Origin of the sequence: Nocardioides candidus, from assembly GCF_041321175.1 — a bacterium.
GTDB lineage: Bacteria > Actinomycetota > Actinomycetes > Propionibacteriales > Nocardioidaceae > Nocardioides.
This window is the reverse complement of the sequence record NZ_JBGGWC010000001.1, coordinates 30,374-42,410: the sequence shown is the minus strand read 5'-3', so window position 1 is coordinate 42,410 and position 12,037 is coordinate 30,374. Positions and strand designations below refer to the sequence as shown.

The 12,037-nt window shown below is 71.4% G+C and carries 9 protein-coding genes; 7 read left to right on the top strand and 2 right to left on the bottom strand.

Features of this window, described 5'->3' with window-relative positions; genetic code table 11:
• Positions 1-87 precede the first annotated feature (87 nt).
• The 3 genes from ACAX67_RS00195 to ACAX67_RS00185 all read left to right on the top strand — a co-directional run bounded on the left by ACAX67_RS00195 (position 88) and on the right by ACAX67_RS00185 (position 6,655).
• Positions 88-3,198, top strand: a complete 3,111-nt coding sequence (locus tag ACAX67_RS00195) for a heterodisulfide reductase-related iron-sulfur binding cluster (RefSeq protein WP_370701793.1) — start codon at positions 88-90, stop codon at positions 3,196-3,198.
• Between the two features lie 112 nt (positions 3,199-3,310).
• Positions 3,311-4,927 (top strand): AMP-binding protein, encoded by a 1,617-nt coding sequence (locus tag ACAX67_RS00190; protein ID WP_370701792.1) that lies wholly within the window; start codon positions 3,311-3,313, stop codon positions 4,925-4,927.
• Positions 4,928-4,993: 66 nt separating this feature from the next.
• Positions 4,994-6,655 (top strand): DUF885 domain-containing protein, encoded by a 1,662-nt coding sequence (locus tag ACAX67_RS00185; protein ID WP_370701791.1) that lies wholly within the window; start codon positions 4,994-4,996, stop codon positions 6,653-6,655.
• A 6-nt stretch (positions 6,656-6,661) separates the two neighbouring features.
• Here the strand turns inward: ACAX67_RS00185 and ACAX67_RS00180 are convergent, their stop codons facing one another.
• Positions 6,662-7,462: a maleylpyruvate isomerase family mycothiol-dependent enzyme gene (locus ACAX67_RS00180; protein ID WP_370701790.1), complete on the bottom strand. Its 801-nt coding sequence runs from the start codon at positions 7,460-7,462 to the stop codon at positions 6,662-6,664.
• Between the two features lie 57 nt (positions 7,463-7,519).
• Between ACAX67_RS00180 and ACAX67_RS00175 the strand changes: the two genes are divergently transcribed.
• Positions 7,520-8,218: a PadR family transcriptional regulator gene (locus tag ACAX67_RS00175; RefSeq protein WP_370701789.1), complete on the top strand. Its 699-nt coding sequence runs from the start codon at positions 7,520-7,522 to the stop codon at positions 8,216-8,218.
• A 15-nt stretch (positions 8,219-8,233) separates the two neighbouring features.
• On the opposite strand, the gene ACAX67_RS00170 is transcribed toward ACAX67_RS00175, so the two are convergent.
• On the bottom strand, positions 8,234-9,370 hold the full coding sequence (locus ACAX67_RS00170) for a PP2C family protein-serine/threonine phosphatase (protein ID WP_370701788.1): 1,137 nt from the start codon (positions 9,368-9,370) through the stop codon (positions 8,234-8,236).
• 151 nt (positions 9,371-9,521) lie between these two features.
• Between ACAX67_RS00170 and ACAX67_RS00165 the strand changes: the two genes are divergently transcribed.
• The 3 genes from ACAX67_RS00165 to ACAX67_RS00155 all read left to right on the top strand — a co-directional run bounded on the left by ACAX67_RS00165 (position 9,522) and on the right by ACAX67_RS00155 (position 12,018).
• Positions 9,522-9,992 (top strand): SigE family RNA polymerase sigma factor, encoded by a 471-nt coding sequence (locus ACAX67_RS00165; RefSeq protein WP_370701787.1) that lies wholly within the window; start codon positions 9,522-9,524, stop codon positions 9,990-9,992.
• A complete protein-coding gene (locus tag ACAX67_RS00160) occupies positions 9,982-11,415 on the top strand; it encodes a PASTA domain-containing protein (RefSeq protein WP_370701786.1) in 1,434 nt (477 codons plus the stop codon). The genes ACAX67_RS00165 and ACAX67_RS00160 overlap by 11 nt, the downstream gene beginning before the upstream one ends.
• Before the next feature lie 69 nt (positions 11,416-11,484).
• The gene (locus ACAX67_RS00155) at positions 11,485-12,018 is read left to right on the top strand and encodes a pilus assembly protein HicB (RefSeq protein ID WP_370701785.1); all 534 of its coding nucleotides are present in this window, start codon (positions 11,485-11,487) and stop codon (positions 12,016-12,018) included.
• Positions 12,019-12,037: the final 19 nt, after the last annotated feature.

The window sequence follows — 12,037 nt, the reverse complement described above, 5'->3', positions numbered from 1 at the left end:
ACCAGCCCCGGTGCTGACCCTCGGACGAGAAGTTCCGTAGTCTGAGCCCGATTTCCCCGGAACCTTGGAGTAATGACGTTGGACGCCATGACCGTCACGCTCATCGTTGGCCTGCTGCTCAACGCGATCATCCTGCCGCTGGCCGCGAAGCGCGTGTGGTTCCTCTACCGCCTGATCTCCCACGGTCAGCCGGCACCGGACCGCATCGAGAACGTCACCAAGCGCACCGCCGGCGCCATCGGCAGCCAGCTCCGTGAGGTGCTCGGACAGCGCCGGTTGCTGAAGTGGACGATCCCCGGCGTCGCGCACTCCTTCGTGATGTACGCCTTCCTGATCCTCGCGACGGTCTACGTCGAGGCCTACGGCGCGCTGCTGTCCACCAACCCCGAGTGGCACTTCCTCTTCATCGGCTCCTGGGGCCCGCTGGGCTTCGCCCAGGACCTGATCGCGGTCCTCTGCCTCATCGGCCTGGTGATCTTCTACTTCATCCGGATGCGCAACGAGCCGAAGAAGATCGGCCGCACGTCGCGTTTCTCCGGCTCGCACCTCGGCGGCGCCTACCTCGTCCTCTTCATGATCTTCAACGTCATCTGGACGATGTTCCTCTTCCGAGGCGCGGTCGCGGCGAAGGCCCTCGACGAGGACTCCCACGAGGGGTACGGCGGCTGGGCGTTCGTGTCCCACGCGCTGGGCCACGTGCTGCCCAACAGCAACGCGCTCATCGGCATCGGCCTGCTGCTGCACATCGGCATCATGCTGGTGTTCCTCATCGACGTGCTCCACTCCAAGCACCTGCACATCTTCGTGGCGCCGTTGAACGTCATGTTCAAGCGGCCCGACGCGATCGAGCGCGAGGACGGCAAGACGGTCGCGCTCGGCAGGGTCAAGCCGATGATGAACGACGGCAAGCCGATCACCCTCGACGACGTCGACGACCTCGACGAGGACGCCACGCTCGGCATCGGGAACATCAACGACTTCTCGTGGAAGGGCGTCCTCGACTTCGCGTCGTGCACCGAGTGCGGTCGCTGCCAGTCGCAGTGCCCGGCCTGGAACACCGAGAAGCCGCTCTCGCCCAAGATGCTGATCATGAACCTGCGCGACCACGCGTTCGCGTCGGCGCCGTACAACCTGCTGCCCGAGGACAAGCGTGACGGCGTCGACCCGGCGGTCGTGGCCGAGGCCCAGCGTCCGCTCGTCGGTGAGACCGAGGGTCTCGCCTGGGAGCCCGAGGGCGGCGCGATCATCGACACCGACGTGCTGTGGTCGTGCACCAACTGCGGCGCGTGCGTCAACCAGTGCCCGGTCGACATCGAGCACGTCGACCACATCACCGACATGCGCCGCTACCAGGTGCTCGTCGAGTCCAACTTCCCGTCCGAGCTCAACGGCCTCTTCAAGGGGCTGGAGCAGAACGGCAACCCCTGGAACATGTCGTCCCGCGGGCGCATGGACTGGGCCAAGGGCCTCGACTTCGAGGTCAAGGTCGTCGGCGAGACCATCGAGTCGCTCGACGAGGTCGACTGGCTGTTCTGGGTCGGCTGCGCCGGCGCCTACGAGGACCGGGCGAAGAAGACCACCCGGGCCGTCGCCGAGCTGCTCGACAAGGCCGGCGTCTCCTTCGGCGTGCTCGGCAACGGCGAGACCTGCACCGGTGACTCCGCGCGCCGGGCCGGCAACGAGTTCGTCTTCCAGGGCCTGGCCCAGCAGAACATCGAGACGCTGACCGAGGCGAAGGCCAAGAAGGTCGTCTCGACCTGCCCGCACTGCATGAACACGCTCAAGAACGAGTACCGCGACCTCGGCATCGAGCTCGAGGTCATCCACCACACGCAGCTGCTCAACCGCCTCGTGCGGGAGGGCAAGCTCACCCCGGTCGCGACCGGCGACGGCGCCCACCAGCGCAAGATCACCTACCACGACCCGTGCTTCCTCGGTCGTCACAACCAGGTCTACACGCCGCCGCGCGACCTGCTGCAGATCATGCCGGGTGCCGAGCTGGCGGAGATGGAGCGCAGCGGCGAGCGCTCGTTCTGCTGCGGCGCCGGCGGTGCGCGCATGTGGATGGAAGAGACCATCGGCGAGCGCATCAACGTCAACCGCACCAACGAGGCCGTCGCCACCGGCGCCGACCAGATCGCGGTCGGCTGCCCGTTCTGCCGGGTCATGCTCGCGGACGGCCTCACCGAGGCCCAGGACAACGGCAGCGCCCGCGCGGAGGTCGAGGTCCTCGACGTCGCGCAGATGCTGCTCGCGTCGGTCAAGGGCGAGGTCGCCACGAAGCTGAAGCCGGGCGAGGGCGCCAAGCCCGAGGCCGCGAAGGCCAAGAAGGCCGCCGAGGAGGAGCTCGACGAGCCCGCCGCCGTCGGGGCCGGGGCTGGTGCCTCGAGCGACGCGCCCTCGGGTGGGTCGGGCTCGTTGTTCGGCGATGCCGACGAGGCTCCTGCCGAGAAGGACGCGCCGGCCGCCAAGGCCGAGTCGTCCGGCGGTTCGCTCTTCGACGACGCACCTGCCGCCGACGAGGCGAAGGCCGAGCCGGAGAAGGAGCCGGAGCCCAAGGAGGAGCCGAAGGCCGAGAAGACCGCGGACTCCGGATCGCTCTTCGACGCCGCTCCCGCGGAGCCCGCCAAGGAGGAGCCCGCCAAGGAGGAGCCCGCCAAGGAGGAGCCTGCCAAGGAGGAGCCCGCCAAGGAGGAGGCACAGCCCGCGGAGTCGGCCGACCTGAGCGGGTCGCTCTTCGACATCCCGGCCGCGTCCGAGCCGGCCGCGCCGGCCAAGGAGGAGCCGAAGGCGGAGGAGCCCGCCCAGGCGGAGGAGAAGCCCGCCGAGGCGGAGGAGAAGTCCGCTGAGGAGAAGCCGAAGGCGGAGGCGAAGCCCGCGGAGGCCGTCGACCTGAGCGGGTCGCTCTTCGACATCCCGGCCGCGTCGGAGCCGGCGCCCGCTGCGTCCACCCCGGCCGAGGAGGAGCCTGCTGCGGAGGAGGAGCCCGCCGTCGAGCAGGAGCCTGCCGCCGAGGAGTCCGCGGAGGAGGAGCCCGCCGCCGAGGAGGAGTCCGCGGAGGAGGAGCCCGCGGAGGAGGAGCCCGCCGCCGAGGAGAAGCCGAAGCCGGCCGCCGAGGCGCCGAAGTCGTCGGGTGAGACCAACGAGCCCCGCACCGACGTCAACATCAACGACTCCGGGTCGCTCTTCGACCTCTGAGCACCGCACGCACCTGACGTACGGGTCGGAAATCCTCGGATATGCGACCCGCACGTCAGGTGCGTGGCATTTCGGGGTGGCTCCGGACGTGCGGTCGGGGTAGGACTGAGGCATGGAGTCCTACGCGGCCGGTGAGACCACCACGCCCCTTCTCGACGAGACGATCGGCGCCCGACTCGAGCGGACGGTCGGCACCTGGCCCGACCGGGAGGCCCTGGTCGAGGTCGCGACCGGACGGCGCTGGACCTGGCGCGAGCTCAACCACGCGATCGACGGGGTCGCCCGCGGCCTGATCGCCTCCGGCATCGAGAAGGGCGACCGGGTCGGCATGTGGGCGCCGAACTGTGCCGAGTGGACGATCGTGCAGTTCGCGACCGCGAAGATCGGCGCCGTGCTGGTCAACGTCAACCCGGCCTACCGCACCCACGAGCTGGCCTACGCGGTCAACCAGTCCGGCATGCGCCTCCTGCTCGCGACCACGAGCTTCAAGACCAGCGACTACCGCGCGATGGTCGAGGAGACCGCCGGCGAGTGCCCCGGGCTGGAGCGAGCGATCTACGTCGACACCGACGACTGGGCTGCGCTGGTGGCCGCCGGCGAGAGCCAGGCCGCCGACGTCGTCGACCGGCGGGCCCACGGCCTCACGCTCGACGACCCGATCAACATCCAGTACACCTCCGGCACCACCGGCCGGCCCAAGGGCGCGACGCTGAGCCACCGCAACATCCTCAACAACGGCTACTTCACCACCGAGCTGATCGACTTCACCGAGGAGGACCGGCTCTGCATCCCGGTGCCCTTCTACCACTGCTTCGGCATGGTGATGGGCAACCTCGGGTGCATCACCCACGGCGCGACGATGGTGATCCCGGCGCCCGGCTTCGACCCGGCGATCACTCTGAGGACGATCCAGGACGAGCGCTGCACGGGCGTCTACGGCGTGCCGACGATGTTCATCGCGATGCAGAGCAGCGCCGACTTCGCGTCGTACGACCTCTCCTCGCTCCGCACCGGCATCATGGCCGGTGCGGTCTGCCCGGTCGAGGTGATGAAGCGCTGCGTCAACGACATGCACATGGCGGAGGTGTCGATCGCCTACGGCATGACCGAGACCAGCCCGGTGTCGTGCCAGACGCGCAGCGACGACGACCTCGAGCGGCGTACGGCGACGATCGGCCGGGCTGCCCCGCACGTCGAGATCAAGATCGTCGACCCCGTCTCGGGCGAGACGGTCGAGCGCGGCGAGCCGGGCGAGTTCTGCACGCGCGGTTACTCGGTGATGCTCGGCTACTGGGAGGACGACGAGAAGACCGCGGAAGCCATCGATCTCGACGGCTGGATGCACACCGGCGACCTCGCGGTCATGCGCGACGACGGCTACTGCAACATCGTCGGCCGGATCAAGGACATGGTCATCCGCGGCGGGGAGAACATCTATCCGCGCGAGATCGAGGAGTTCCTCTACGGCCACCCCGACATCGAGGACGTCCAGGTCATCGGTGTCCCCGACGAGAAGTACGGCGAGGAGCTCTGCGCCTGGGTGAGGATGCGCGCCGGCGCGGACCCGCTCGACGCGGACGCGGTGCGCGCGTACGCGACCGGGAGGCTCGCGCACTACAAGATCCCGCGCTACGTCATGGTCGTCGACGAGTTCCCGATGACCGTCACCGGCAAGATCCGCAAGGTGCAGATGCGCGAGGAGACCGCCGAGGCGCTGGGCCTGGCCTGAGCCTCATCGGCGCGGGTCCGATCAACCCGCTTGATCGGATCACCGCCGATCTCGTAGGAATGGGGGGTGACAGCCGACAACGCAGACATCGCGAAGCTCGCCGACGACTACCAGCAGTTCCGCTACCGCCAGAGCCCGCTGTGGGCGCACATGTCGGGGGAGTACGGCTTCGCCGGGTCCTACACCGACGTGAGTGCCGCGGGGGAGGCGGCCGCGGTCGAGGAGGCGCGCGGGTTCGCCGAGCGCGCGGAGGCGATCCCGGAGGACGGGCTGGACGAGCAGGAGCGGCTGTCGCGGTCGATGCTGGTCTGGGACGCGCGGTCGACGGCGGAGCTGGGCGAGCTCCGCTCGATGGAGTACGGCGCCAACCCCATCTTCGGCGCACAGGCCTCCCTGGGGATGTACCTCCCGAAGCTGTCGCTGCCGACGGCCGAGGTCGCCGAGGCGATGGTCGACAAGCTCCGCGGCATCGGCACCTACTTCAGCGACCTGGCCGACCGGCACCGCGACGGGGTTGCGGCAGGTCGCGCCCCGGCCGCCTTCGCCGCGGCCGACACGATCGCGCAGCTCGACGAGTGGCTGACCACCCCGATCGCGGACGACCGGCTGCTCGACATCGCTCCCACCCCGGCCGGGGTCGACCGCGAGCAGCTGCTGGCCCGCCTGCAGCGGGTCGTCGAGGACGTCGTACGGCCTGCGGTGGCGACCTATCGCGCGGTGCTGCACGACGACGTGATGCCGGTGGCGCGCGACGACGACGAGGTGGGGCTGATGCACCTCGAGGGTGGGGACGAGGCCTACGCGACGCTCGCCCGCTACTACACGACGACCGACCTCACCCCGGAGGAGATCCACCAGATCGGGCTGGAGCAGGTGGCCGAGCTGGAGCGGCAGTACGCCGAGCTCGGGCCCGAGGTCGTCGGCACCGACGACGTGCCGGCGATCCTCGCCGCACTGCGCGACGACCCTTCCCTGCACCACACCGACGGCGACGAGATCGTCGCCGCCTCGGTGGCCGCGATGGAGAAGGCCCGCGGGGTGATGGGCGACTGGTTCGGCCGGTTGCCGCAGTCGGACTGCGAGGTCGAGCCGACGACGAGCGGTGCGATCGCCTACTACTTCCGACCGGCGATGGACGGCAGCCGTGGCGGCGTCTTCTTCATGAACGTCTCCGACCCCGAGGGCTGGGGCCGCTACGAGATCGAGTCGACGTCCTACCACGAGGGCATCCCCGGCCATCACCTCCAGATCGCGATCGCCCAGGAGCTCGAGGGTCTGCCGGACTTCCGCAAGACGGCGTTCGTCACCGCCTACAGCGAGGGCTGGGGGCTCTACACGGAGCGGCTCGCCGACGAGATGGGGCTCTACGCGTCCCCGCTCGACCGGATGGGCATGCTGGCGGCCGACTCGATGCGCGCCTGCCGCCTCGTGGTCGACACCGGCATGCATGCGCTCGGATGGTCACGCCAGCAGGCGATCGACTACCTGCTCGCCAACTCCGAGAAGTCGGTCGGCCACGCGACCGCCGAGATCGATCGCTACGCGGTCACGCCCGGGCAGGCGCTGTCCTACATGATCGGCCGCCTGGAGATCCTCCGGATCCGCGAGGCGGCGCAGCAGCGGCAGGGCGACCGGTTCGACATCAAGGCGTTCCACGACGCGGTCCTCGACTCGGGAGCGCTGCCGCTGTCGGTGCTCGCCGACCACGTCGCCCGCAGGCTCGCCTGAAGCGGCCTACCTCAGGAACAGGCGGTCGATCCCCAGCGCTCGCCACGGACGCCGCCCGCCACGGACCAGCACGCCGCGGCGGGCGGCCTCGAAGGTCCCGATGCGGCCGTAGAGGCTGAGCAGCGTCGCCGCCGGTGGCCCGCCGATGACGACATCGGGGCGCGCCGGACCGTCCGCCGGGTCGATGAAGCCGCCGCGGCCGTGCTCGAGGTGCAGCATCGCCCTGGCCTCGCCGATCCGCCACAGCACGCTGAGGTCGAGACCCGCGGTCGCCAGCGGGTCGAGCACACCGTCCGCCACCTGGAGGATGCCGTTGAGCACGAGCTGGGCGTCGCGGTCGTCGATGGGCCACGGGCGTCCTGCGCCCCGTGCGATGTCGTAGCCGTGGACGAGCAGCTCGCCGATCATGTTCCCGAGGCCGCCGTAGCCGTCGATCTCCGTCCGGAAGTGGAAGCGGTACGACGCGTCGAGATCCACCTCGCGGTAGATCGCCGTCAGCGTCTCGAGCTCCTTGCGCAGCTCGGCGACCAGGTCGTCCATGCCGACGTCGACCAGGGCGGCGAGCTCTGCCGCGTTCTGCTCGTTCACCTCTGCCGGCGTGGACGAGAGACCGTCCCAGCTGTCGAGGTCGCGGGTCGTGTAGCGCCGCACGACGGTGAGGACGTGGGCCACGACGTCCCGGGCGGTCCAGTCCGACGCGCGCGCCCGCGTGTCCGGCGGCACGCTGCCCGCGAGCCGGGTGAACCTCTGGCCAGCTTCGGCCAGGCGGTGGAGGAGCTCGTCGCGATCGGTCGTGATGTACGTCATGGGATCCTCGCAAGGTGCAATCTGCACTGTTATCGGTGAGGTGTAGATTGCACTGTCGTGAGCGCCGACGTCAACCCCCGCGAGGATGACTTCTCCGATCTCCCCTCGACCAACGCCCTCGCGGTGCTGGCGCTGCTGGCCACCGCCCCGATGACCGCGTACGGGCTCGCCGAACAGCTCGAGCGCGCGCTCGGCTACTACTGGACCATCAGCCGCCGGCTGCTGCTCGGGGAGCCGCAGCGGCTCGCGGCGCGTGGCCTCGTCGAGGAGGTCCCCCCCGAGCCCGGCAGTCGCGCCAAACGACGGTGGAGTGCCACGCCCGAGGGCCGGGCGGTGCTGCGGCGCTGGCTCGAGCGCGACGTGGCGCCGACGGAGCTGGCCTCGGAGATCGGCCTGCGCGTCATCTTCGCCGACCACGGAGACCGCGAGGTCCTGCGCCGCCAGCTGCTGGTGCGCCGCGGCCAGCTCGTGGACCAGCTGCGGACGGGGCTGGAGCTCATGGACGGCTACCTGCGCGGTGACGGTCCGTTCCCCGGCCGTCTGCACATCGTCAGCGCCACCGCGGCGATGCTCTGGGAGCAGCTGAAGGGCGAGATCAGGGCCGTCGACGCCATGGTCGACGTCGTCGACAGCTGGCGCACGACCACCACCCCGGCGCCGCGGCGCGACCTCCGGCAGCTTCGGGCCGTGCGGGACGAGACCGCTGCAGAGCTCGCGCGGCTCGAGGGCCTCGAGCACATCGCACGCGAGGACTGAGCAGGGCAGTCGGGTTCAGCCGGGCACCCGGCGGATGACGACCAGGGCGACGTCGTCCTCCGCGGCGTCGTCGCCCAGGCCGGCAGCGACGATGTGGCTGCACGCGGCCTCGGCGTCGTGCTCGGGGCGGAACGCCCGCCGTACGACCTCGAGACGCTCGCCGTAGGGGTCCTGGGACGCGTCGCCGCCGCGCCGTTCGACGAGCCCGTCGGTGAAGATCGCCACCGAGCTGCCGGGTGTCAGGCGCACGACGTCGCTGGTGCGCACGGCGTCGGGCGAGACGCCGAGCATCAGGCCCGCGGAGAGCTCGGCCGTCTGGGCGATCTCTTCGCCCGCGCGGGCGACGAGCGGAGCGGGGTGGCCGGCGTTGCAGATCGTGATGGTGTCGTACGGCGGCGCGGTGACCGCGTAGAGGACGGTGGCGGAGATGTCGGTCTCGAAGTAGCACAGCTTGCGATCGAGCCGGTGCAGCACCTCGGCGGGATCGTCGTGGTCGAGGGCGTAGGCGCGGAGCGCGCTGCGCAGCCGGCCCATCACGATCGCCGACCAGAGGCCGTGGCCCTCGACGTCGCCCATGACGAAGCCGACCTTGCCGTCGGGGAGGGGAAAGACGTCGTACCAGTCGCCGCCCAGGTCGCCCTCTGCGGGCAGGTAGCGCACGGCGACGTCGAGGCCGGGGATCTCCGGGGGAGCGGCGGGGAGCAGGCTCCGCTGCAGCATGAGCGCGGCGAGGTGGGCGTCGTCCTGGCGGCGGTCGGACAGGCGCACGCCGATGTCGTCGGCGATCCGCTGGAGCCGCTCGACCTCCGTCTCGGAGAAGTCGCGGTAGGCGAAGGTGCCGACGTGGAGCACGCCGAGCAGGCCCTCGGTGCCGTGGACGGGCACGCCGAGCAACCGGTGCACGCCGAAACCGCGCAGGATGGGGTTGATCACCGACGCCTCGTTGACGTCCTGGATGACGACGGGCTCGTCGCGCGCTGCGACGCTGCCCGCGAAGCCCGTGCCGACGCGGATGTGCGGCGCGCCGCGCCAGCGACCGCCGAGACCGGCCGACGCGGCGGGCTCGAGCACCGTGCCCGACTCGTCGAGGAGCAGCAGGGTCGCCGTGTCGGACCTCATCGTCGTGCGGACGTTGTCGATCGTGTCCTGCATCGACAGTTGCGCAATGGTCAACGTGGGGCTCCCGGATCTCGTGACCTCGAAGGACCGCTGTACTGGAGTCCCGGCCCTGCCATCGTTGCACACCCCAACGGAACCGGTCGGGGGCCCTCGCCGGTCTCTAGGGTGACCGACAAGGAGCCCGATGGACTTCACGACGTACGTCGCCGACCGCCGAGCCCGCCTCGTGCGGACCGCCGTGCTGCTCGGCTGCCCGGCCGTCGACGCGGAGGACGTCGTGCAGGCGGCGCTGCTGAAGTGCTACCGCTCCTGGCGCCGCGTCGCGCGCGCCGACCGCCCCGACGCCTACGTGCACCGCGTGCTGGTCACCACCCTGAGCGACGTCCGTGCCCGTCGTTGGCACGGCGAGATCCCGACCGAGGTGCTGCCGGAGGACGTCGAGGACCACGACCCGACAGGCGGGATCGCCGTACGGCGTGCGCTGGCCGCGCTCTCCCCGGAGCACCGTGAGGTGCTGGTGCTCCGCTACTACGCCGACCTCTCCGAGCGCGACACCGCCGTCGCCCTCGGCGTCGCGGCCGGCACCGTCAAGTCCCGCACCGCCCGCGCCCTGGCGGCGCTCGCCCCTCTGGTGGAGGCCCCCGATGCCCGCTGAAGACCCGAAGGAGACCCGGGCGCGCGTGCTGCTGGCGCGTGCGGCCGAGACGATCGATGTGGCGCCGGCCGCCCCGCTCACCCTCACCGGCCTGCCCGAGCCGCGCGCCCGGCGCTGGCCGGTGCTCGCCGCGGCAGCGGCCGTGCTGGTGGCGGCCGGGGGAGGGTGGTTCGTCGCGCAGCGGACCGGCGACGTCGAGCCGGGTCCGGCCGACCGGTCGGTGGTGGAGCGGCCCCACCCCATCTCCGGCGGAGAGATGCCGGCGGTGATCGGCATGACCGTGGCCGAGGCGCGCCACGTCCTCGAGGCGCGTGGCCTCCGGGTCGACGCGCGCCGGGACAACAGCACCTGCGCGCCCGACGGCACGGTGGTGCTGACGGAGCCCGCCGTCGGACGGCCGGTCGCTCCCGGCCGGACCGTCCGGCTGAGCGTCACCGACGAGAGTGCGCGGCAGGGCGGCCCCATCATGGCCGCCTGCCGGGCGTCGGGTGCCGTGGTGTGGGACCTGGTCCGGTTCGCCCAGGGACTCGCCGGCCCGCCCGCTCTCGCACCCGAGGTGGAGCTGTCCCTCCGCGGCGCCGCGACGAGCACCCTCAGCGCCGCGGACGCGGCCGACCCGTCGAGGTGGACGGTCTGCGACGACGAGGCGTGCCACTCGGCCCTCGCCGCCATCACCGAGATGCTCACGCGGCCGTCGTACGGCGGCGTGCCGTCGGGCTTCGTCTACGGCTCGCCCTACCTGACCGTGCAGGACCTCCGGTGGCCGGGAGCGTCGATGCCGTGGACCTGCTTTGACCAGGACGGAGCGGACGCGACGCGCACGTGGGACTACGCCGTCTACCTCCGTCCGGCCGACGCTGCCGACTGCGACGGGGTCACGCCGCCGGTGCTCGGGATCCGGTTGGTGCGCGGGGCGGTGGCCGAGGTGTCGATCCTCGCCACGCGGACCGCGGCGGACGACGAGGCGGACCAGGAGGCCGGTGCGCACGACGCGGCGGCCGAGGCGACCGCCACCGCCTTCGTCGCGTGGGCGCGCGGCGGCGGACCGGCTCCGCGGTTCGCCGACGAGGTGCGGGTCATGCTCGGGGGCTACGAGGCGCGCGACCCGATGACCGACCCGGCCGATCGCGACGCATGGCGCCTCGCGTGCCCGCCGACGATGTCGGCGCCGTGCCCGCGCTCGGCCCTCGACGTGCTCGACGCGTACGACGGCCCGGTGGTGCAGTCGCCGACGCTGGCCAGCGGCTGCTCGGCCCACCCGGGCGCGCTTCCGAAGGAGCTCCGGCTCGCGGCAGAGCAGGACGTGGTGCGCCTCGACCAGCCTGAGCCGAGGGGATGTGCCGACGCGTGGTCGGTCGAGCTCTGGATCGACGACGCGGGCGCGATCTACGCGGTGGACACGGCCGCTCCGATCAGCGGATGACACCGCGTGACGCCAGATGACATCATTCAGGGGTTGACATGACGTCATACTGACGTCATAGTGGTGCACATGGACATCACCCCCTTCGTCGACAACCTCCGCCGCGACCTGCTGGCCGCGGCCGAGAGCGCCGGCGAGGCCGCCCGGCAGACCGCCGAGCGGCTCGGCTACGCGCTCGACCCGGCCGCCCGCCTCGCCCTGATGGAGGCGATCAGCCAGGCCGCCGCGGAGATCACGGCGGCGATGCCGGCGGGGGGCGTCGACGTACGGCTCGACGGTCGTGACCTCGAGTTCGTCGTCCAGGCACCCACGCCTCCCGCACCTCCGGCCCCGCCCGCTCCGCCGCCCCCGCCCGCCCCGGGCGAGCTCGGCGAGGAGGGCCTCGCCCGGATCACCGTGCGGATGCCCGAGTCGGTCAAGGTCAAGGCCGAGGAGGCCGCCGCCGCGGCCGGCCAGTCGCTCAACACCTGGTTGGTCAACCTGGTCCGCGGCGCGACCAACGACCGCGCCATCCACGTCGACGTCGACCTGTCCAGCCTCCCGTTCGGGGGTGACTTCCCCTTCGGGAAGCGCTCCAACAAGCGGGTCACCGGCTGGCTCTGACACCCGTCCCTTCCCACTC